The sequence below is a fragment of the Microcoleus sp. B7-D4 genome (assembly GCF_036705125.1).
Taxonomy (GTDB): domain Bacteria; phylum Cyanobacteriota; class Cyanobacteriia; order Cyanobacteriales; family Microcoleaceae; genus Microcoleus.
Genome location: NZ_JAUBTT010000070.1, coordinates 1 through 23,348, shown reverse-complemented (window position 1 = coordinate 23,348; position 23,348 = coordinate 1). Strand labels below are relative to the sequence as shown.

Annotated in this window: 13 protein-coding genes; 2 read left to right on the top strand and 11 right to left on the bottom strand. The window is 44.3% G+C overall.

Features of this window, described 5'->3' with window-relative positions; genetic code table 11:
• The first annotated feature begins 296 nt into the window (after positions 1 to 296).
• Positions 297 to 5,318 (top strand): PAS domain S-box protein, encoded by a 5,022-nt coding sequence (locus tag QUB12_RS25265; protein ID WP_333308942.1) that lies wholly within the window; start codon positions 297 to 299, stop codon positions 5,316 to 5,318.
• A 21-nt stretch (positions 5,319 to 5,339) separates the two neighbouring features.
• Here the strand turns inward: QUB12_RS25265 and QUB12_RS25260 are convergent, their stop codons facing one another.
• From QUB12_RS25260 to QUB12_RS25215, 10 genes are all read right to left on the bottom strand, one after another.
• Positions 5,340 to 5,549 carry a hypothetical protein gene (locus QUB12_RS25260; protein WP_333144077.1) on the bottom strand — a complete coding sequence of 70 codons (210 nt, stop codon included), beginning with the start codon at positions 5,547 to 5,549 and terminating at the stop codon, positions 5,340 to 5,342.
• A gap of 293 nt (positions 5,550 to 5,842) precedes the next feature.
• Positions 5,843 to 7,504, bottom strand: a complete 1,662-nt coding sequence (locus tag QUB12_RS25255) for a diguanylate cyclase domain-containing protein (protein WP_333144076.1) — start codon at positions 7,502 to 7,504, stop codon at positions 5,843 to 5,845.
• A gap of 128 nt (positions 7,505 to 7,632) precedes the next feature.
• Positions 7,633 to 8,085: a response regulator gene (locus QUB12_RS25250; RefSeq protein ID WP_333144075.1), complete on the bottom strand. Its 453-nt coding sequence runs from the start codon at positions 8,083 to 8,085 to the stop codon at positions 7,633 to 7,635.
• Entirely contained in the window at positions 8,082 to 8,252 is a 171-nt protein-coding gene (locus QUB12_RS25245) for a hypothetical protein (protein WP_333144074.1), read from the bottom strand. Before QUB12_RS25245 ends, QUB12_RS25250 begins: the two co-directional genes overlap by 4 nt.
• A 527-nt stretch (positions 8,253 to 8,779) precedes the next feature.
• Positions 8,780 to 10,687: a PAS domain S-box protein gene (locus tag QUB12_RS25240; RefSeq protein ID WP_333144073.1), complete on the bottom strand. Its 1,908-nt coding sequence runs from the start codon at positions 10,685 to 10,687 to the stop codon at positions 8,780 to 8,782.
• Positions 10,688 to 12,628, bottom strand: coding sequence for a response regulator (locus QUB12_RS25235; protein WP_333144072.1), 1,941 nt, complete (start codon positions 12,626 to 12,628; stop codon positions 10,688 to 10,690).
• A 339-nt stretch (positions 12,629 to 12,967) separates the two neighbouring features.
• On the bottom strand, positions 12,968 to 16,126 hold the full coding sequence (locus tag QUB12_RS25230; RefSeq protein ID WP_333308940.1) for a PAS domain S-box protein: 3,159 nt from the start codon (positions 16,124 to 16,126) through the stop codon (positions 12,968 to 12,970).
• Positions 16,123 to 16,521, bottom strand: a complete 399-nt coding sequence (locus QUB12_RS25225; protein ID WP_333308938.1) for a response regulator — start codon at positions 16,519 to 16,521, stop codon at positions 16,123 to 16,125. The genes QUB12_RS25230 and QUB12_RS25225 overlap by 4 nt, the downstream gene beginning before the upstream one ends.
• A gap of 60 nt (positions 16,522 to 16,581) precedes the next feature.
• Positions 16,582 to 19,125, bottom strand: a complete 2,544-nt coding sequence (locus tag QUB12_RS25220) for a CBS domain-containing protein (protein ID WP_333308936.1) — start codon at positions 19,123 to 19,125, stop codon at positions 16,582 to 16,584.
• A gap of 64 nt (positions 19,126 to 19,189) precedes the next feature.
• Positions 19,190 to 19,534, bottom strand: coding sequence for an ATP-binding protein (locus QUB12_RS25215; protein ID WP_333144068.1), 345 nt, complete (start codon positions 19,532 to 19,534; stop codon positions 19,190 to 19,192).
• 1,851 nt (positions 19,535 to 21,385) lie between these two features.
• Here QUB12_RS25215 and sds point away from each other — a divergent pair.
• Positions 21,386 to 22,357, top strand: a complete 972-nt coding sequence (sds, locus tag QUB12_RS25210) for a solanesyl diphosphate synthase (protein ID WP_333104787.1) — start codon at positions 21,386 to 21,388, stop codon at positions 22,355 to 22,357.
• Positions 22,358 to 22,456: 99 nt separating this feature from the next.
• Here sds and QUB12_RS25205 read toward each other — a convergent pair whose 3' ends face one another.
• Positions 22,457 to 22,921, bottom strand: coding sequence for a hypothetical protein (locus QUB12_RS25205; protein WP_333148343.1), 465 nt, complete (start codon positions 22,919 to 22,921; stop codon positions 22,457 to 22,459).
• Between the last annotated feature and the right edge of the window lie 427 nt (positions 22,922 to 23,348).

Below are 23,348 nucleotides of genomic sequence, written 5' to 3'. Positions count from 1 at the left end.
GGCGGTGCGACCCCTACTCCCCGTGCCCGCCCAGCCGATAGACGAGCGGGTAGGGGTTTTAGATATCGGGGCAACCGGGCGTGGGATTGCCCCTACAAGAGAATGAAACAGCCCTGGTGCGGTTCAAGTTCCCCAATCATCAGCTAGGTAGCTGCATCCGCTGCTGAGATTTTATAATTACTAAAAAATAGCAAAAGGATAGCAGTAAAAAAAAATGCCACTGTACGCAAGAACCAAACTGCGATACTCATCAGTCATTCCCAATCTCCAATCTCAAATCTAAAATATAAAATGGTATGACCTCTGTGTTTGAGTCAACTTTAACGCCTGGTTTAAAAATTCTTTTAGTAGAAGACTGTGCAGAAGATGCAGAACTCATTCAAGAACTGCTGTCTGAGGGCCAACTAGGACTATCAATTGATGTCACCAATGTAGTTCGCCTCCGGGAAGCGATTGAAATTTTAAGCGACAAAATTTTTGATGTAATTTTATTAGATCTTTCACTTCCTGACAGCCTAAAATTTAATACTTTTTTCCGACTGCAAGATTGCGGTATAAATATTCCGATCGTCATTCTGACAGCCGCAGATGACGAAGAACTGGCTGTCGAGTTAATTGCCGCCGGCGCCCAAGATTATTTGGTGAAAAGACAGGTAGACAGCCGGCTGCTGGTACGGACGCTTAGGTGCGCGATCGCCCGCCAGAAACGGCAAGCAGAATGGCAAAAAAGTCAACAAAAATACCAGCAGGTTGTTGGCAATATCAAAGAAGTAGTTTTTGAAACAAATACTGCGGGCCATTGGACTTTTCTAAATCCAGCTTGGACGGAAATTACCGGATTTACCGTTGATGAAAGCTTAGGAACTTCCTGTTTGAGTTACATTCATTCTGAGGATCAATACCAATATTTAAATTCGTTTAGAGGTCAGAAACCAAATCAAGAAACATCCTGTTGTTATCAAAGTCGATATATTACCAAAAATGGCGAAATTCGGTGGGTGGAAGTGCAAGAATTTTTTATGTTGGGCTGGGACGGCGCGCCACAGGGGACGACAGGAACTATCCACGATATTACGGATAAAATTTTAGCACTCTCCGAACTGGAAGCTAGTAAAAAGTTTTTGAATTATACGATAGATGCACTGGCTGATCCCATTTTTGTCAAGGACGAATATCACCGCTGGATACTGTTAAATAATGCTTTTTGCAAGCTGCTCGGCAAGCAGCGCGAGGAACTGCTGGGCAAGTCGGATTACGACTTTTTCCCAAAACAAGAAGCTGAGATTTTTTGGCAGAATGACGAACAAGTTTTTAGGACGGGGGAAGAAAACGAGAGCGAGGAAATATTTACGGACGGCAGCGGTGCAAAGCACATTTTGTCTACTAAAAAAACTGTCTTTGAAAATACCGATGGCAGTAAAATTCTCGTCGGGATAATTCGAGATATCACTCAGGAGAGGCGCCAACAATTAGCGCAGCAAGAAAGCGAGGCTAGACTGCGGCAGCTTGCTGCCAATTTGCCGGGAATAATTTATCAATTTCGCCTCTCAACCGACGGCAAAAAAAGTTTTCCTTACATTTCTTCTGGCAGTCGCGATTTATTTGAATTGGCACCAGAAAAGATTCAGCAGAATCCTCAACTCCTTTTTAGTTTTCTTCATCCAGATGACCGTCAAAAATTTGAAGAATCTCTTGCTGTTTCTGCGGCAAATATGCAGCCCTGGCAGCAGGAATGGCGCGCGATTGTACCGTCGGGAAAACTTAAGTGGATGCAAGGGGTTTCGTCGAAACCGGAACGAGTTGATTGTCCGACTGAAATAGGGCAGGAAGGGGATATAGTTTGGGAAGGCATGGTGCTGGATATTACTGATTTAAAACAGGCAGAAGCAGCTTTGCGGGAGAGCGAAGCCAGATTTCGATCGCTCGTTGAGAATATCCCCGGCGCTATCTGCCGCAGCTTGTACGATGCTGAGGGGACGATGGTATTTATTAGCGATGAAATTGAGGTAATTAGTGGGTATCCTGCTGGGGATTTTATTGGCAACAACGGCTTGAGTTTTGCGACAATTGTCCACGAGGCAGACAAGGAAATGGTCGATCGACAAATCAGCGCAGCCGTAGAGTCGAAACAGCCGTACAATCTAGAATACCGGATTGTTCGCGCTGACGGGGCGGTGCGGTGGATGTCGGAAAGAGGTAGGCCAACTTACAATATAGAAGGGCTAGTTTTGTGGCTCGACAGAGCGATTTTTGACATTACCGATCGCAAACAAGCCGAACTAACTCTGTGCCTGGTAACTCAAGCTGTAGACAGTGCTAGTGATGCGATCGCGATCGCCGATTTGGACGGTTATTCCATTTATCACAATCAAGCATTTATTCAGCGCTACGGCTATACAGTTGAGGAACTAAATAATGCCGGCGGCCCAGCAGTAATGTACCCCAAATCTCAAGATTTGAGAAAGTTATTTAGGGGGCTGCGGAAAGGTTTTTCCTGGGACAGTGAAATTGAAATCAAGAGTAAAAATGGCGATATCATAGAAACTTTCTTGCGAGCTAACTGCATTAAAGATAGCGCTAGTCAACCGATAGGAATGATAGCCATAATTGCCGACCTCACAGAACTAAAACGCACCGCATCGGCATTAAAACTCAGTCAAGAGCGATTGCAGTTGGCGGTTTCAGGCAGCTCTTTGGGGCTGTGGGATTGGAATATAGCTACTGGCGAAACTTATTTCGATTTTCATTGGAAATCAATGCTTGGCTACGCAGAAACCGAAATTGAAAACAACCTCAAAGGTTGGGAAAGTTTGCTGCATCCAGAAGACCGAGGGAAGGTAATGGAATGTTTAAATTCCTATTTGGAAGGTGAGACTGAGATTTATGAATTTGAATTTCGGATGCTCAACAAAGCGGGCAATTGGCAGTGGATTCTGGCAATGGGCAAGGTAGTCGAGTACGACGAATGGGGTGCGCCGTTGCGGATAACGGGCACTCACAAAGATATCAGCGCCCGCGTGGCAGCAGAAGCCGAAAAAACGCAGTTGATCGCATCTCTGCAACTACTTGCCGAACAGTTGCAAGCAGCGCAAAAAATAGCCCGCATCGGCAATTGGGAATTCGATAGGGAGGCAGGACTTATTACTTGGTCGGAAGAACTGTTTCGAGTTTATGGTCGAGAATTGAATCTGCCACCGACAATGGAAGAACTTTTAGAGCAAATTCATCCCGATGACAAAGAAAGGTTCGCAGAAGTTGTACAAAAAGCAGTGACTGAAGGAACAGCTTACGATATCGACCACCGCATCTATTTCCCATCAGGAGAAATTAGGCACGTTAACGCTAAAGGACAAGCTATTAAAAATGAGTTGGGTCAGGTGGTGCGGCTGTTTGGCACGGCAATGGACATTAGCCATCGCAAAAAAGCAGAAATTGCTTTACAAGAAAGCGAACAGCGATTTCGCGCTGTATTTGAACAAGCGGCGATTGGCATTGTTAAAGTGTGGCGCGACGGTCAATTTTTGAATGCAAATCAAGGGTTTTGCAATATTGTGGGATACTCAGAATTGGAGCTGAAATCGCGAAATGTTGGGGAGATTTCTCACCCCGAAGATGTAGCAGCAGATGCCGAGTCGCGCGACAGACTGTTAGCTGGGGAAATTTTTAATTATTCCCTTGAAAAACGCTTTATTCGCAAAAACGGTTCATTTGTTTGGACTAATATGACTGTATCTTTAGTGCGGGATGGGTTTGGGGAACCTAGCTATGTAATTGCTGTGATTGAAGATATTAGCTCTCGCAAACTTGCCGAGGCTATCTTGCGCCAGCAATTAAAGCGAGAACGCTTGGTGGTAGAGATGCTGGAACGCATTCGCTCTTCTCTCAATTTAAAAGAAATTTTGACAAAAGCTGTGGCTGAAGTACGGCAATTTTTGCAAACAGACAGGACAATAATTTATCGCTTTAATCCCGATAGGAGCGGTTTTGTAACTGTCGAGTCGGTGGGCCAAAAGTGGCGATCGATTCAGGGACTAACTATTAACGATCCCTGCTTTGAATACAGCTATGCTTCTGCTTACGAACACGGTCGCGCTGTACCTGTAGATGATATTTACAAAGCTGGTCTTTCCCAGTGCTACCTTAATTTATTAAGTCAATTTCAGGTGCGAGCTAATTTGGTAGTGCCGATTTTGCAAGGCGAGAAGTTGTGGGGGCTATTGATTGCCCACGAGTGCGCGGGCCCTCGCCAGTGGCTGGAAATTGAGGTCGAGTGTCTCAAACAAATTAGCGTGCAGTTGGCGATCGCGATCCAGCAATCAATGCTGTTTGAGCAAGCACAAAGTGAAATTGCCGATCGCAAACAAGCCGAGTCAGCTTTGCAGGAATCGGAAGCGCGAGAACGTTCAAAAGCGCTAGAGTTAGAAGCAGCTATTAACAAACTGCGAACGACTCAAGCTCAGCTCGTTCAAAATGAAAAAATGGTGAGCTTGGGTCAGTTAGTTGCTGGTGTTGCTCACGAAATTAATAATCCTGTTAGCTTTATTCACGGCAATCTCAATCCGGCTCGCAATTACACTTTAGATTTGCTGGAATTGATTAAAGTTTACCAGCATTACTGTCCTCATCCTCCCGCCCAAGTCTTGCAGAAAATTGAGGAAATAGACTTGGCTTATATTGCTGAGGATTTCCCGAAATTGTTTAATTCGATGCAAGTAGGAACCGAGCGAATTGTCGAAATCGTGAAATCGTTGCGTAATTTTTCCCGATTGGACGAGTCCGCAGGGAAGGCGGTTAACATTCACGAAGGAATTGATAGCACTTTGATGATTTTGCAAAATCGCTTAAAATCTCACAGCAGTCCAGGAGAAATTCTGATAGTTAAAGATTACCAAATCTTGCCACAAATTGAATGTTTTCCGGGCGAGTTGAATCAGGTATTTATGAATATTTTAATTAATGCGATCGATGCTTTGGAAGAACGGGACAAGCAGCGTTCGATCGAGGAGTGCGATCGACATCCCAGCACGATCGCTATTCGCAGTTATCAGGCGGCTGCCGACTTCGTAGCGGTATCGATTGCCGACAACGGGCAGGGGATACCGGAGTCAGTGCGATCGAGGCTGTTTGACCCGTTTTTCACGACTAAACCTGTGGGCAAGGGTACGGGTTTGGGATTGTCGATTTCTCACTCGATTATAGTCGATCGCCACGGTGGCAGATTGAGTTGTATTTCGACACCGGGAGAGGGCGCGGAGTTTTTGATTGAAATTCCAGTGCGGCCGAATTTAACTGGTAGGAATTCAAATTTGGGGCAATAATTAGCAATTGGTAATTGGAAATTAGGAAGCGGAAATGGTTACTATCTCACATCTTGCACGATTCTCAAGAACAGGCTTTTCGGCCTGTTCCACAAAGAGTGAATTTTCTTGTGGAACAGGCCGAAAAGCCTGTTCCTCAACAAGTAATTGAGAAGGGTGCAACATCTCAGTAATATCAAATGCGGAAATGGGTAATATCTCAGCTCTTGCACCCTTCAAAATAACAGGCAAGATGCCTGTTCCACAAAGAGTGAATTTTCTCGTGGAACAGGCCGAAAAGCCTGTTCCTCAACAAGTAATTGAGAAGGGTGCAACATCTCAGTAATATCAAATACCGTTGTGAGTGAAAAATCAAACACGATATTACAAATTACCAATTATATCAAATCCGTTAGCATCGGAATAGTAAATTCGATTTCACTGTTGACAGTCAACAGTCAACAGTCAACAGTCAACAGTCAACAGTCAACAGTCAACAGTCAACATCATTCTGGTGTTACCGGAAATGATATTACCTTCAACTTTTACATAAAAATCGGGGCAGATTCCGAGTTACTCCTGGCGTGACAAATGCGATTTTTGCCTTCGCTTTTGGCTTGAAAAAGGGCGCTGTCAGCGCTGTGAATTAGGGTGGTGGGAGATTCCTGGGCAGAAGGAATCGCTGTCGCAATGCCACAACTGAGGGTAACGTAGGGGCCGATCGACGATCGCGCGTGGGGCAGTTTCAAGCAGGCGATGCCGTCGCAAATTTTCCGGGCGACAGCGTTTGCCCCTTGGGCGCTGGTGTTGGGCAGCACTAGGGCAAATTCTTCGCCACCGTAGCGGGCAGTCAAATCCCCAGCCCGGTTGGTGGCGCTGGCGATCGCCCCGGCAACTTGGCGCAAACAATCGTCCCCGCCGAGATGCCCATAAAACTCGTTGTAAAGTTTAAAAAAGTCGATGTCAAACATAATTAAAGACAGTGGCAGTTCCTCTCTTGCCAATCTGCGCCACTCTAAGCTCAAAATGCGATCGAACTGGCGGCGATTGGCAATGCCAGTCAGTCCGTCAGTAGTTGCCAGTTGCTGCAATTTTTGATTGGCTATTGCTAGCTTGCGGTAAAGTTGAGATTGTTCGATCGCGATCGCCACTTGATTTGCCAAGTGCTCTAAAAAATCTATTTCCCACTGCTGCCATTCCCTGACACCGTAGCAATTGTATGCTGTCAGCATTCCCCACAAACTATGGCCATTTTCTGCGATCGAATCCGGCAAATTTTTACTGTGCGCCTGCGGTTTGCCACTCGCCTGGTTCCCGATATAATTTTCCGCTGCATCTTGATTGTTCTCGACTTCCCAAACCGTGGCTTCTTGTGTTTCTTTTGCCGTTTCCCAGTCGCCTGATTGCCAAATTGGTACGCTTATAACTGCTGCAATTTCACAATCTGTCAACAATTCTTTGCAACTGCCAGCCAAGGGGGCAGTGCTGACATCTGCTATTGCTTGTACCGACTGGGATTCGACTAAAATAAAGCAGGATACCGCCAAAGCAGCACTAATATTTTGGTTTTCAATATCACCTTCTGGCAAACCGTCACCTGCGACGATCGCACCTTTGTGCTCTTCCCCGTCCAATTGAGACACCCAATCCTGACAGCGATAAATTAAAACGCGGTCTGTTTGGAGAAATTGTCGCACATCTGCAACGGTATTTTGGAGAATGCTTGCCGGATCTATTGACGATCGAATATGTTCGATCATTTTCCCCAACAGGCGCTGTCGGAGAGCCTGCTGCCGCAATTGTTCTTCGATTTGCTGGCGTTCGATCGCGTAATGGATTGCCCGCACCAGCAGAGTTCTGTGAAATCTTCCCTTTACCAAACAATCTTGAGCGCCCCAGCGCAATACTGACCGGGCCATATTTTCATCGCTGATATCTGTCAGCACCACAATTGGCAATGTGGGCCATCGCCCTTTCAAAACTGCGAGATCCTCGCTTCCCCTCAAGCTGTCTGACACTGACAAATCTAATAGTACGGCGTCAAACTTGTCTACTTCCAGACGCCCAACTCCTATCTCCAGAGACTTAACAGTTTGGAGCAGAAATAGAGACTCGCTGAATGACCCTAGAAGGTCTTCGATCATTGTCGGAGCTCCGAGGTCATCCTCAACCAACAAAATTTTCAGACATTGGTGACGTGTTAACACAACTATAGCCTTCGGAGCGCGTCGAAAGCAACTTTTTTGTTTTGATAGCGATACTTGCGATCGGCCAATATTTCGGCCGATCAAATTCACTATACACTCAAACTAGGCATTTAGCGCTCCATTAATGCTTACATATCCGGCGGGAGTGAAACGATCTCAAACCAATATTCACATAAAGTCTTCATTACTTCAAGCAAGCCTTCAAAAGTTACTGGTTTGGATATGAAAGAATTGGCTCCCAAGCGGTAGCAAAGCAAGATATCTCCTCTGCAGTGGGAAGTTGTGAGCATTACAACCGGAATTTGTTGCAAATGGGGGTCAGATCTGATCGAAGTTAGTGTTTCTCGCCCGTCCAGCCTCGGCATATTCAGATCCAAAAGGATCAAGTCTGGCTGATGCCAATTGCTGCTACCAAGATATTGACCGCGACGGTATAAGTAGTCTAGGACTTGTTCTCCATTTTCCACAAATTCGCTCGTAATTGCTAATCGAACTTCTCGCAGTGCTTCCTCCACCAAAAAGCGCGTGTCCTCGTCATCGTTTGCTATTAAAAGAGTAAATTTTTTCTTTTGATAATTCACGGCTTTGCCTCACTAGGAACGTCTTTTATGAGGTTGCGGGACTTTGAGCCGTGTCTGATTACCTGCAAAGAATCTCTTGCCATCATCCGGTAAATTGGGCTGAGGACACTGAAATTGTGTTGCAGCCATTTACCGTTTTTCTCCATTTGCAAAGGTTTGCGAATCATGCTTGTTTCACTTGGCAGTCTGTCCCAGAACCGGCAAACTGCAAACACATCACAAATCCTTCTCCGCGAACTACTAGGGAAACTATTGCATCCCAAAGCAAGATGCTCTGGATACAGTTGAAAAAAATTAACAAGTCTTGCGCGCACCGCTGATTTATAAGTTGTATAAGGATAGAGCTAATAGATTTATGTTGATAGATTTTTAGCTCGATGTCATCAGTGAATATGCTACACTTTATAAGCATTTTTGTAAAGAACAGATAAAGATATTTAAAGCTTAAGTAAAGGACGGGTGACAATCAAGCAATTTGCTGACAAGCCCCCGGATTCATCCGTGGAGCGAGAAACAAGCTCCGAATCCTGATCGCAAGCCCCCGGATTTATCAGTGGGGTCGCTTTCTTCAAATCTCAAATCTCAAATCTCAAATCTCAAATCTCAAATCGATATCACCAGCCCCCGGATTTATCAGTGGGGTCGCTTTCTTCAATTCTAAAATCTAAAATCTAAAATCTAAAATCGATTGACTTTACTTTGATATAGGAATAGAAAAATAAAAAGTCGAGCCTCGATTGGGTTCTGATTCTACCCAAAGGCTGCCGCCGTGCCGATCGATAATTCTTTGACAAATCGCTAAACCGATACCAGTTCCCGAATACTGTTTTTGGGTGTGCAAGCGCTGAAAAATCTGAAAAATTCGCGGATGGTACTGTGAGGCAATCCCAATACCATTATCCTGCACTGAAAACACCCAGCTATCCTCCTGACACGAAGCGTCCACCTGCACCACCGGCGCCTCACTGCTGCGGTACTTAATGGCGTTACCAATTAAATTTTGAAACAGTTGCAGCAGTTGAAAACTGTCACCTTTTACCCTGGGCAAATCCCCCCTAGTAACAGAAGCTTGATTCTCGCGGATGGCCAACTGCAAATTAGCGCAAGCATCCTCAAAAACCCGATTGCAATCTATCACATCAAAAGGTTTCTCACTGCGACCTACCCGCGAATACTCCAGCAAGTCATCAATCAGCCCCTGCATCCGCCCGCAAGAGTTAACAATATTGCGGATAAATTTATTCCCTTGGGCATCAAGTTGGTTGTGACAGCGCTTTTCTAATAGTTGAGCGTAGCCGACAATCGTACTCAAAGGCGCTTGCAAATCGTGAGAAGCCACGTAAGCAAACTGTTCTAGTTCGGCATTAGAACGAGTTAATTCTTGAGCGTAGCGGGTTTGAGTGTCTAAACTCTCTTGCAGCAATTCTTGTGCCAGCTTGCGTTCGGAAATATCCTCGATCGCACAAATCAAATACTGCAGCGTCCCCTTGACATCGCGCATTGCCGAAACAGTAACATTTGCCCAGCGCACTGCGTCATCTTTGCATACCAAACGCTTTTCCACAGAAAAAGTTTGAATCTTCCCGGATAACAGCGAGCGCAGGTATTCTCTGTCCGCTTCTCTGTCATCCGGGTGAGTAATTGCCTGCCAATTTTGCTGTAACAATTCCGATTCTGCATAGCGGACTATTTGACAAAAGCCGGGATTTACCCGTATAAATTTACCACAAAGTGCGGTTTTAGCTATGCCGACTGCTGCTTGCTCGAATATCGCGCGGAAGCGTTCTTCGCTGTCTCGTAGGGCAATTTCTGCTCGTTTGCGCTCGGTGATGTTACGAAATGTTACTGCCAGACCATCGTTTAATTTTACCGCCACAATGTGCAGCCAAACAATTGTATCTCGCTCCTGTTCGTAATAAATTTCTTGGTCTACAGTTTCTCCTGTTTCTACTACAGAAACATACAAATCAAATAACCCGTTATTGCTAACTTGGGAAACTTGGGATAACAAATTCTTGCCAACTATGTCATTGAATAGCAGCCCATAAAATTTTTCGGCGGCAGGGTTGATCAAGAGCCACTGGAAATCTACAATATTTCCCTCACTGTCGCGGACAGCCGAATAAGCCACCACACAGTCTAAGGAACTATTTAATATGCTAGCAAGCAGCGACTGTGACTGTTGCAGTTGATAATTTTGCTCTTTTAATTGCTGTTGCAGTTTTTGCAAGCGGACTTGCTTGTCGATGCGCGCTAAAACTTCTTCTACTTGAAATGGTTTAGTAATATAGTCGGCGCCTCCTACTCGAAAAGCTTGTAATTTATCATTCATTTCATCTAAGACGCTTAAAAAAATTACCGGAATTTGTTCGGTTTCTGGTGTCGCTTTCAGTCTCCGACAAACTTCATAACCGTTCATTTCCGGCATTCTAATGTCGAGCAAAATTAAATCCGGGCAATGGGCGATCGCAACATGCAACGCCAGTGGCCCGCAAATAGCTCGGTAAACTTGATACCCCTGGGATGTTAGCAGTTTGGATAAGAACCGCAGATTGCTTGGTTGGTCATCAACCACCAATACTTTAATTTCGCTATTATCCATTTATTTTAAACTCGATTGAGTTAAATCCATTATCTTGTCGAGTCGGTAATCGGCAAGCAAATCTTTTAAAGCCTCAGCTAAAATTGGATGACTTTCCCAGATGCGATCGACAAGTTGAATCGCTAGCTCTTCATTAACATCATTAGCGGCGTCGTAGAGTTCCTGCACCCAGCTTTGAGGCATCTGAGCCAGCAGCCCTCCGAAAAATGAATCGGGTTTTTCCTTCACACAATAACGCCGTAAAGCCCCGACTGGGAGCTGGGGCAACTCTTGATAAAGATAGCGCACTCCCAAATAGCAAGCCATCTTATCAAAGAGGATTTGTTCTTGAAAAGGTTTTCGCACAAAATCGTCGCAACCTGCGGCGATAATTTCGTCTTTTCTTTCCTCAAAAGTGCTAGCAGTCAGAGCAATAATTACAGTTTTCCACTGAGTTTGTTTCTCTTTATATCTAATTCGTTGGACAGCTTCAAAACCGTCCATTACTGGCATTCGCGTATCCAGCCAAATTAAATGAGGCTGCCAACTTTCCCAAAGTTCAACAGCTTGGTAGCCATTTTCCGCTTCTCGGACTTCAAAACCAATTGGTTGTAACATTTTAAGCAGCAGCAGCCGATTGTCTGGATTGTCGTCTACTGCTAAAATCCGATAAATTGGTTGATCTGCTTCTAGTCCGATCACCCGCTGCAATGTCGCCACTGTTATTTCAGACGAAATAGCGGCAAATACTCGGATATTAAATTTAAAACTGCTTCCCTCACCTACAACACTTTTGGCCCTAATATCCCCGCCCATTATCTGCACGTATTTTTTAGTAATTGTCAAACCCAATCCCGTACCATCAGCCGCTTTTCTCCCGGCTTGTGTTTGCACGAAAGCCTCAAATAAAGTATCAAATTCTGCTGTTGCAATGCCAATTCCCGTGTCTTCAACTTCAAACAAAATTAACAATGGTTCGAGCGACGTATAGTTAGGATAACTTCCCGATTCTACCGACTGCGGCTGGTTGCTTTCCACGCTCACGCGCAGCCAAATACTGCCCCCCTCGGGAGTGAATTTCATGGCATTTCCCAGCAGGTTAATTAAGCAGACGCGCAGCTTTTTTTCGTCAGTTTTTATATATTGGGGAACATTAGCCTCGACGGAAAATCTCAGTTGCATTTTTTTTGTTTCAGCTTTGATTTGAAACATTTCTTCTAGAGTGTCGAGGAGTAGATAAAGGTCAAAGCTGCGTTCATCTAAGGCAATTATCCCTGCTTCTATTTTCGATAAGTCTAAAACATCGTTAATTAGTTCCAGCAAATGTTGACCGCTGCGGTTAATAATTCGGAGATTTTCGAGATTTTCGTGGCTGAGCAAAGAGTCGCGGCTCATGACTTGGGTAAAACCCAGGATGGCGTTCAGGGGAGTCCGCAATTCGTGGCTCATGTTGGCAACGAATTGACTTTTTGCGAGGGATGCAGCGGCCGCTGCTTCTTCGGCTTTTTTGCGTTCTATTATTTCTTCTTGCAGTTCTTTATTGCGATCGATTAATTGTTTTTTCAGTCTTTGGATAGTCAGTTGGTGTTCGATTCGCGCTAAAACTTCGGCTACATGAAACGGTTTTGTGACATAATCTACCGCTCCCACTTGAAATGCGGTTAATTTGTCCAATACCTCATCTAAAGCGCTGATAAAAATCACGGGAATTTCTGATGTCTTCGGATCTGCCTGGAGCTGCGTGCAGACTTCGTAGCCGTCCATTTCCGGCATTTTGATGTCCAGCAAAATCAAATCTGGAGAACCAGATCGCGCGGCTCTGATTGCCATTTTGCCGCTAATTACGCCGCGGACTTTGTAGCCCCGATCGCACAGCGTTGCTGATAAAACTTGCAAATTTTCGGGAGTATCGTCAACAATTAATATGTTGCCTTTATTTTCTTCTCTGTGATTGTTGGTCATCGCTGGTTATTTTTTGTTAATTTAAGAAGTGTTGAAATGCTGAAAACTGGTTAAAAAGTCATTATAGCACTCCATCCTCAATCAACTCATTTTATATTTACACAACTTATCCTAGTTAAGATTTGAGATGGGAGATTAAAGGGGCTCATCTCATTTTGGCAGCTAAGCTAGAAATTGGAGTTTTGAGGCCCGAAGCTGCGGGGCAGGAGGCAGGAGGAAAGAGGCAGAAGGAAGGAGCCAGAAGAAGTATTTTTACAAATATGAGATGCTCCCTAGACGATCGCCCTACATCATCAATAATCCTGAACCTGCCCCTATTATCCCTTCTTCTTTCATCCTTCAACAATTTCTAAACTCCTCAATCAAATCGATAATCCGATCGCACCGGAAGTTATTCGCCAAATCAGCGATCGCGCTGCCGAAACTAGCATTAATAGGAGGGATCGACAACAACAGCCGAAAAATCTCCTCGTTATCAACCGCATCGGCCGCAGAATACAATTGATCAACCCATTCAGCAGGCATCGCTTCCAAAAATGAAGTATTGAGCGTAAAAGGCAAATCAGCCGTTTCAGTTGCCGTGGAAACCTCGGCGGACACCGCAGCATCATAACTTAGCGAAGCTTCTCGATCGTAAACATAGCGGACTCCCAGATACTTAGCCATCTTTTCCAGAATCACTTGCTCCCGAAAAGGCTTCGCTACAAAATCATCGCAACCAGCAGACAAAATCACCGATCGCTCTTCATCAAAAGCACTTGCAGTCAGAGCAATAATCACCGTTACTTGACCTTTCAAATGCGCTTTAATCTGTTTAGTAGCTTCGTAACCGTCCATCACCGGCATCCGCATATCCATCCAAATCAAATGAGGTTCCCAACTCGACCACATTTCCACAGCTTGAACGCCATTTTCAGCTTCCTGCACCGCAAAGCCTAGCGATGTCAGCATTCTGACCAACAGCAAGCGGCTTTCCAGGCGATCGTCAACAACTAAAATCCGGTATTCTGGCTGTCCTGGTTCGAGACCGACCACTCGGCTAGCTGTTTGAGCCACCTGAATTTCCATTTCATTAGGGAGCGAAACTTTAACATCAAATCTAAAAATGCTGCCGCGACCGGGGGTGCTTGTTACCGTCATCTTCCCTCCCATTAACTTAACGAACTGCTTGCTGATTGGCAAGCCCAAACCTGTTCCTTCTTGAGCTTTTTTTCCGCTTTCAGTTTGCGCGAAAGGTTTAAATAAATTGTCCATTTCTGCCGCAGAAATTCCTGAACCAGTGTCTTCCACTTCAAATAGCAAACAGCAACAGTCAATTGGCGGCATCTCTCCATGAGTTTTAGTTTTCAACAACTCATGTTTGATTCTCAAATTAACACCACCTTCGGTCGTAAACTTAATAGCATTTCCCACTACATTGATCAATACTTGTCGCAACTTGCTTTCGTCACTTTCTATATATTGAGGTAGGTCGGCTGGGCAATCAAAAATTAACTGCAACCCTTTTTTTTCGGCTTGCAGCTTCAGCATATTTTCAGTATTTTTTAGCAGTTTGTGCAAGTCGAAGGTGCTGTTATTAAGTGTCACCAGCCCGACTTCAATTTTTGACATTTGCAAAATATTGTTGATCAGAACGAGCAAATGTTCCCCGCTCTGGGTAATAATTCCTAAGTATTGCTGTTGGTCGGCACCGAGGTCTGGGTCGCGGGCTAGCAGTTGGCTGAAACCGAGAATTGCGTTGAGGGGAGTTCGCAATTCGTGGCTCATATTCGAGAGAAATTCGCTTTTTGCCCTGTTCGCTCTGTCGGCTTCTTCTTTGGCTTTTTGCAGGACTATTTCAGCTTGTTTGCGTTCGGTAATATCGCTAGCAGTGCCTGTTGTGCCGATGATATTTCCTTCAGCGTCCATGCGCGCGATCGCCTTGGTAGTTACATCAATCTTTCTGCCGTCTTTTCCTAATACTATATTTTCGTACTGAAACACAGTTTTTCCTGTCAGTAAGCGCTGCTGAAGTTCCCATTTCCAGTCTATCTCTCCTGGAGCTAAAAAATCGCTAAAAGAACAGCCAAGCATTTCTTCAGGCTCGTAACCGTATATTTGTTTAACTGCTTGGTTCACAAAAGTAATGTGGCCTTGATCATTGCAAGACCAAATAATATCTTGGGAAGTTTCAACTAAATGACGGTATTTTTCTTCGCTCTCTGCTAGGGCTAGTTCTGCCAGCTTGCGTGGGGTAATGTCCATCAAAGTTGTGAATAGTTTTGTCACTTGCCCTTGTTGGTTGACAACTACTTCTCCTCTGGCTTCGATGTAGCGGATGAAGCCGCCTTCACTTATTTGTGACGGGGAATTATCGGCAGCAATTTTCGGTTCCGGCCGCAGAATTCGATATTCCAAAGTGTAAGATTGCCCGCTAGCAATAGCAGCGTCGATCGTTGTTTGCCACTTTTGTCGATCGTCGGGATGCACGTATTGCGAAAACTCAGTTAGTGTTGGCGCAGGCTGGGTTGGATCGAGCCCAAAAATCCGAGATAACTCTTCCGACCAAGTAGTTGTGTTGGTCGATAAATCGCATTCCCAATTACCGACATGGGCGATTCTTTGCGCTGCTGCTAAAGAAGCCGCTACAGATCGGAGTTTTTCTTCGGCTAATTTGCGATCGCTAATATCTTGAATCACAGAAATCACGCAGGTTTCGCCATGAATGTCAATGATTTCTGCTGACAGTAGCCCGGTTCTGAGTTCCCCTATTTTAGTGCGAAAATCAAATTCGTAGTTGAGAATAATTTGTTTTTCATCTAACCTTTTACACAACTCAGCGCGGGCTTGTATATTTTCCCAAAGATTCAAATCAATCGCCGTGCGATCGAGAATTTCTGCGGCAGAATAACCGATTGTCTCGCAAAAAGCCTCATTAATTTCTAAATAACGACCGTCATTAAATCTGGTAATACTAATCGGGTTGGGAGACGAACGAAAAGCTTTAGCAAACTTTTCCTCAGACAAGCGCAGTTGTGCAGTCCGCTCCTCGACTAAAGTTTCCAATTCTTGATTTAGCTTTTGGAGTTGAGCATTTTGTTCCGCTAATTGCTTCTCCATAAAATAGCTATTTATGGCTTCTTGTACCGTCAACTTCAAGTCTTCTGACTGCCAAGGCTTCGATATATATCGGTACAATTTAGCATATTTAATCGTATTCGCCACTGCTTCGAGGTCTGCTTGCCCCGTCAGCATAATTTTGATAGTTTTTGGGGAAATTCTGTGAATTTGCTTCAGCAATTCGTCCCCTTTGATATTCGGCATCAGATAGTCGCAAATTACTGCTACGATTTCGCAGCCATCAGCCAGTAATTCCTCGATTAACTCTAAAGCATCTTCGCCGCCTTCAGCGGTTTCTAATAAATGTTCTTCCCCCAGGGTTTTTTTTAACTCAATTTTCAAACTTTCAAGAATTATCGGTTCGTCATCCACGCAAATAATCACAGGTTTATGGTTCATATTTTTTTTAACCCAGATTTTATCGTTTCTACTAATTCTTTGCGCTCCCACGGCTTGTACAAACAACAGTGCAAGTTTGCTTGCTCTTTCACCCGTGCTATTGCTACCTCGTCTGCTTGCCCGCTCAGCATGACTTTCACAATTTTAGGATATTTTTGGTGAACCATAATCAAAAATTCATCTCCTTTAATCCCTGGCATTAACCAGTCAGATACTATGACCAAAATATCACTTTCATCTTCTTTTTGAATTTCCTCCAGAATTTCCATAGCTTCATCTGCGTTTTCTGCTACTTCATAGAGGTAAGCATCCCCAAATTCTTTTTTAAGCTGAATTTTTAAACTATTTAAGACCACAACTTCATCGTCAACGCACAAAATTACTGGTTTCGGCATAAAATTTTACTTCTATTAAATTTTAAAAATGGGTGCATTTACCTATTTTTTTTATTGCTATCAAGGAATTTCGATGGGCAAGGATATAGTAAATGTTGTTTGACCAGGCACGCTTTCTACTTGCATCTCACCTTGGTGTTTGTCCAGAATTTTTTGAACTATATCTAATCCCAAACCGCTGCCTTCCCCTGGAGGTTTAGTTGTGAAAAAGGGATCAAAAATTCTCGGCATAATCTCTGGAGGAATGCCGGGGCCACTGTCGGTAATACTGACTGATATTGCGTTCGCTTGGCATTTGACATCAATTTGTAACACTCCTTTGTTGCCCATCGCTTGTAAAGCATTGTGAACCAAATTTGTCCAAACTTGATTGAGTTCATCAGGATAGCATAGCACCGGTGGCAAATTAGTACCATAGTTTCTGACGACTTCCACACCGTGTTTGATTTGGTAGTTGTAAAGCGTTAAAACAGTATCAATACCGTCGGTAATATTAGCGATTACTTTGGAACCCCACTGGTCGTAACGAGAGTAGCTTTTCAAAGCAAAAACGATTTTGGCTGCCCTATCTGTGGCAGTAGCAATATTTTTAGTGCTTTTTTGTACCGTAGCAAATTGGTAGGCTGTTTCTACAATATTTCTACTTTGGCTATCTTTCAACAAAGGTAAAAAAGGTTCTACATTATTACCGATGCCGATATCTAATAAAGTACAGGCAAGACTGGCGGCGTCGTCAATTTCTTCTGATTCTAATTGCCCCTGCAAAAGTTTTTTTAACTGACGTTTTTCTTTACTAGATAAGGTATCTGTTTCTTGGCTGGACTGGTGTAGCAAAGCAAAGAAATCCTGCCGCTGCTCCGGGGATAGTTGTTGAAAAAATATCGGCAACTGCTGCAATTGCTCGGTCCAGAAGTCGGCGATGTTCTGCACAGAAGAGCGAATCGCCCCTAAAGGAGAATTGATTTCATGAGCAACTCCGGCAATTAACTGTCCGAGGGCTGCCATTTTTTCTGATTGAATGAGTTCTTTTTGAGTCCGCTTCAGTTCTTCTAAGGTATGAGATAATTCTGCATTTTTTTTGCACAGCGCTGACTCGGCTATTTTGCGGGAGTTGATGTTGCGGGCAACCCAAATGACTGCATCTTTTGAAAACAGAGAAATGCAGGCGGAAAACCAAATTTCGCGACCACCAACTGTTAAGCTGTAGTCAAAATTCAGAGTTTGTTGTGTTTCTAACACTTGCTGAACTAACACCCACCAATTATCCTGGTTGTCGTCGTCAAAAAAATGTTCGATGGTCAAGCTGACTATATCGCAATCAGGTTCAGAAACCGCTGCAACATTGGTTGGTAAAACTTCTATATTCTGCTGAATATCTAGCACTAGAACGATGTCGGTCATCGCTTCAAAAACGGCGCGGACTTTCTTCTCAGAAAAATGCAATTTTTCTTCGAGCAATTTGCGACTGCTAATTTGTTGCTGCAATTCTTCGTTACTGGCTGCTAGTTGAACCGTGCGATCTAGAACTCGCTGTTCGAGTTCGGTGTTGAGGCGGCGAACTTCATCTTCAGCGGTGGTGCGGTCTTGTATTTCCTTTTTTAACTGACTGTTGGCATTAATTAATTCTAAAGTTCGCTGTTTAATTTGTTCTTCCAAGTTATCATTTAAAATCAGCAATCTTTCCTCTACTTCTCTTCTCCGCAACGCTTCTTTTTGCAATTGTTCGTTCATTTTGTTCAACTCCTGAATTTTGTCGGCAAGTGTTTCCTGCAAAAGCTCGACATTTGCGTGCATTTCTACCGGATCTAAGACCTGCTGCAGGCTACTTTCAGTCACAATTCCGGCTAAATATCCTTCCTCGTCCACCACCACCAAGCGCCGGATGCCGTGCTGCTGCATTAACTGGTGAGCCTGCCACAAGGTGGCTTTTACCTGCAACGGTATCAGCGGAAAACTCATCGCGGCGGTGACGGGAGTATCTGCGAAATCTAGTCCCAAAGCTTGGAATTTAACAATGTCGCGTTCTGTAATTATGCCCACAGGTTTCTGATTTTGGTTGTCGCTGTCCGTGCAAATGACTATGCAGCTTTTCCGGTGGGTTCTCATCTGTTTTGCGACTTCTAAAACTGAGGCGCTGCTTGAGGTAACTATTAATTGTGTAGTCATAATTTCTTGGACGCGCCACATTTTCAGCACATCTGCCGGTTTGAGGATTTGACGGATGCTTTCGCAGGTGATAGCGCCTAGCAAGTTGCCACCTTCGTCTAGGAGGGGTAAATGACGGATTCTTTTCGATCGCAATATGCTCAATACCTTCAAGATATTCCCCGCTTGATCGAGGTTCAGGGCGATCGGGTTTTCAGTCATCACCTCAGAAATTGCCACCCCTGCTAGCGAAATACCGCTAGCAGTTATTTTCACAACATCGCCTTCTGTAAAAATTCCGAGCAATTGCTGCTCAAACGCGATTAAAATGCAACTGGCACTCGCCTCAGTCATGGCAGCAATTGCGACTTTCAAGGGTGTGTCTGGAGGCAGCACAGGTAGTTTGGGGTCGATCGCCTGTTCTAGCAAGCTTTGGGTATCAGAAACTGTTGTTGACATGGGCCAATCAAGGGGGATAGATGCAGGCGGAACCGGGACTTAATACCATTTTAGATTTCCGATTTTACAGTCGCGACACGCTAACCGCAATCGAGATTTGACATCGGTCTAGAGTTGCATTTTTATTTAGTCGCGCATTGGTATGATTTTTAGTGCGATCGCCCTTGATGGCGATCGAAATTGACACAATACACGTCCTTTGACCGATAACTGATGTTACTTCTATTTTACCCGAATGTTTTTCCACACTTTTTTTAACAATCTCCCGTCCCAATCCGCTGCCTTCGTCGGCGGGTTTTCTGGTAAAGAACGGATCGAATATTCGGGGCCAAATTTCCGGGTAATTCAGTTGCCACTGACGAGCAGGCTCTGATTTTCTGCTCTCACCTCTACTTTTAAAACTCGGCAATTCTCTATCGCTTGTAAAGCATTGTGCATCAGATTTATCGAAACTTGTTTGAGTTCGTCTGCCTCAGACAACAATTTAGGCAGTGGAGCTTGATAATTTCTGACAATTTCTACTCTGTGTTTTAGTTTTTTTAATCAAAACTTAATATAGTTTTAAGGCTGTCAGTAATATTGGCAATTACTTTTCTTCCCTACAGTTAGAGCGAAAATATTTATTTTTCATCAAAAATAACTTTTGCGGCTCTATGTGTAGCAGATGCTCTTTTTGGCAAGCTGTGAATAAATGGCAGAGACTATCTGCCTGACCGAAAGCATCCAGGATACAAGCCCCCGGATTCATTCCGAAAGCAGACTCAGGACCGGTGAAATAAAAAACCTGTATCCCATGAAACTTGCCCCCCGAATTTATCCGTGGGGTCAAGGCTTCAATTCTTTAATCTAAAATCTAAAATCTAAAATCGATTGACTCAGCAAGTTAAGCACCCTTTGATGAAATAACTTCCGTAGGTTGGGTTGAGGAACGAAACCCAACAATCAAGCGTGGCGTTGGGTTTCGTTCCTCAACCCAACCTACAAAAAATGCAAGTTATTTAATTCTCATTCCTAAGCACCCTTTGATGAAATATTTGATTGCAGTGCAAGTTTATGGATTCCTTCAGTTGCTCAAGCAGGTTGCTAGATTCAGAAATTTCGCGTTTTATTTCTGTAATTTCTTGACCTACCAAATAGGAATATTGAGATTTTTGGCACAATAACCGACACCTTCAAACTCAGCGTTTTTGAGAGTAATTTAATAGCTTTATCGGAACATTGGCAGGGTTTTCCTGACATGAAACTTGCTGTGAGCGATACAAGCTGCTACTAAATATAATATTCTGCCTCAGAGGCTGTTGGCATTGAACATCGATAACTGTAGCTACGTGTTGCAGTAACTAGCTGCCCAGAAAATCACGGTGCCCGCAATTGTAAATAAATAACCCTGCCTTTGCGCGCAAGCATTCAAGGCAGGGTTATTATTGAGGATTCCGAATTCTCAACGGTGAAGCGAGGGCGCTGCTGCCGACTTCGGCTGCCCAGCAGTGCACTACTCGCCTAATCGAGTTATTTTAGTGCTGCGTTCGGCCAACATCAGCACTACATAAATAGTCATTACATAGCCGGCGGCCAGAATGGGAATAATTAGAGGAATATCGCGATAAATCATAATTAGAACCAAAAGTCAAGGACGAGGAGGAGCAGGACAAGTTCAAGACCTACTACATTAAGTCAGCACGCAAGACCATGCCTTGGTTCTGAAGGCTGTTTTTCCATATCAAGCCTGCGGGAACATTTAGCCGTTCCCGGTCATCAATAATGATTTACTGCTTTACAGATGCTTAAACAGCCTAAAACCATCCACTTTAGCTGCTTTGAGCTACCGTGCACATAAGATGCGCTACTCTTAACTTCTGAAAACTTTTAGTCGCGAGGAACTAAAAATCTGTCCCAGAAATTTTGGCTGCGATCGACTAACAAGGCTGGCTCTACGAAACTTTTACAGGCACCTAAAAGCTACCTGCCAGTCTGGCTGTACTTAATGTATAGAATTGTTTAAATCCTTAATACCCATAATAACACAGGGTTTCTGGGATTTAGAGATTTTTTGGCAGTGTCCTTAACAATTCGATACAATAGGGGCAACCCCTCTGGCAGCCGGCTACTCGCCTCTGGCAGGCGGGTGACTCCCATCGGGTGGCAGATGACAAATAACTGCCGATCGCCTAGATTTTTCTTTTCTATTGCAGAGAATTACCTTAAAATAAAGATATGATTTGTAAAATTTTGTTACTTTACGGCTTGAGTCGGCGTATCCATGATCTCTAGCACTCTCCTATTTTCCTCGGTTGAAGAAGACCTGCGACTGTTGACAGAAAACTTAAAACAGTTAGTGGGTGCCCGTCATCCCATCTTGTACGCGGCTGCAGAATACTTATTCGGCACAAAGGGAAAACGAGTGAGACCCGCAATCGTTCTGTTGATGGCCAAGGCGACTATGCCCGATCGCGAAATCACGGAAAAACACCGCCGCCTCGCTGAAATCACGGAAATGATCCACACAGCTAGTCTCGTGCACGACGACGTGGTGGACGAGTCGGATCTGCGGCGGGGAGTGCCGACGGTTCACAGTCGGTTTAACAACCGAGTGGCAGTATTGGCGGGAGACTTTCTGTTTGCTCAATCCTCCTGGCATTTGGCAAATCTCGACAACCTGCCAGTAGTCAAACTGCTTTCAGAAGTGATTATGGATTTAGCTGAGGGGGAAATTCAACAGGGACTAAATGGATTTGACACCAGTTTATCGATCGAAGCGTACCTCGAAAAAAGTTATTACAAAACAGCGTCTTTAATTGCCAACAGTTCCAAAGCAGCGGGCTGTTTGAGCGAGGTTTCAGCGGAAATAGCAGACGATTTGTACAACTACGGTCGGCACATTGGTTTGGCATTCCAAATAGTAGATGATATATTAGATTTCACCGCTTCCACGGAAACTTTGGGGAAACCTGCAGGCTCGGATCTCAGAAGCGGTAATCTGACAGCACCCGCACTATTCGCCCTAGAAGAAAAACCTTACTTGGAAGTTCTCATAGAACGCGAATTTGCCCAAGAAGGAGATATAGAGCAGGCCCTGGCACTGGTAGAAGATTCTAGAGGCATAGAGCGATCGCGAGAACTAGCCACAAATCACGCACAGAAAGCCGTCGAATACTTAGCTGCGCTGCCCCATTCAGAGTCCCGTCAAGCTTTGATTGATTTGGCTGAATACGTTTTGAGTAGACTTTATTAGAGGTGAAAAAGTTACACTTTATTGGTAATGGGGAATTGGTAATGGGAAATTCCCAATGCCTAATGCCCTGTTACCAATTAATAATAGAAAATTGAGTTTTTAGGCAATATCCGACGGGGGAGCCGATCGATACTGTTGCAAGTAAACGTTAATTAAACTCTGTACTTGCTCGCGAGGGATTTCCGTCCCGACTTCCTGATTTCCGGGACTTTCAAAAAAAACAATGCTGTCAAGACCTTCAAGAGCTATCATCTGAAATAAAAGGTGAGTGACAGGCAAAACCACCGGTCTGAGGCGATCGCCCCCAGCAGCCGCAGCCTGCGACGCATCTTTAATACTGCTCCAAGCATAAATCACCCTCTTCTCCCGTCCCGGTTGCTTGAGATTGCTCAAAACCACGATCGCCCAACTTTGGTCTACCGCTTGCAGGATCGAGTATTCGAGGTGCTGTAGCTGTTGGGCAATTAACACCAGGGCCGGGGCGATCGCCTTTAAGATTTGTGGCGTCGAACCGTCGGGCGGAGCTTTTTCGATCAATGCTTGAATCTGTTGGTCTAAATCCATCAGTCAGTTCTTTGATATCTAAAATTAAAAATTTCAGGTTAGCAGGTCCGCATCCAAGTATATATTACCCAGCACTGCCCTATTAAAGATAAGCTGACACCCCTCTAAATTTAATTAATATTTTGCAGCCTAGAGTCCTTGTAGCGAGCATTTGGGCAAAAAAATTAAGTGCGTAACAGCTTACACAATGTCATCCAAAAAGTCTAACCATAGGGTGCTGAGCGCTAGCGCTGTCAAGGTGTGTTAAATCTGAGCCCGATAAAAAGCCGAAAACGGCTATTTCACGTTCGGATTTTCAAACTTAAAGCAATAAAAACTGCTTGGGGGACCTTGGTTTCAAAATCAAAACGCCCAAAGTTAGGATCGCGAATTAAATAACTTACAATTTTAATTGTTATTGTGGGATGGGCGTCCCGCCCGTCCTTTT

Excerpts from the sequence above, each read along its gene's own strand:
- QUB12_RS25265 (WP_333308942.1), top strand. The coding sequence starts at position 297 with ATGACCTCTGTGTTTGAGTCAACTTTAACGCCTGGTTTAAAAATTCTT.
- QUB12_RS25245 (WP_333144074.1), bottom strand. The coding sequence starts at position 8,252 with ATGATTCGCAAACCTTTGCAAATGGAGAAAAACGGTAAATGGCTGCAA.
- QUB12_RS25240 (WP_333144073.1), bottom strand. The coding sequence starts at position 10,687 with ATGGATAATAGCGAAATTAAAGTATTGGTGGTTGATGACCAACCAAGC.
- QUB12_RS25235 (WP_333144072.1), bottom strand. The coding sequence starts at position 12,628 with ATGACCAACAATCACAGAGAAGAAAATAAAGGCAACATATTAATTGTT.
- QUB12_RS25230 (WP_333308940.1), bottom strand. The coding sequence starts at position 16,126 with ATGAACCATAAACCTGTGATTATTTGCGTGGATGACGAACCGATAATT.
- QUB12_RS25225 (WP_333308938.1), bottom strand. The coding sequence starts at position 16,521 with ATGCCGAAACCAGTAATTTTGTGCGTTGACGATGAAGTTGTGGTCTTA.
- QUB12_RS25220 (WP_333308936.1), bottom strand. The coding sequence starts at position 19,125 with ATGTCAACAACAGTTTCTGATACCCAAAGCTTGCTAGAACAGGCGATC.
- sds (WP_333104787.1), top strand. The coding sequence starts at position 21,386 with ATGATCTCTAGCACTCTCCTATTTTCCTCGGTTGAAGAAGACCTGCGA.
- QUB12_RS25205 (WP_333148343.1), bottom strand. The coding sequence starts at position 22,921 with ATGGATTTAGACCAACAGATTCAAGCATTGATCGAAAAAGCTCCGCCC.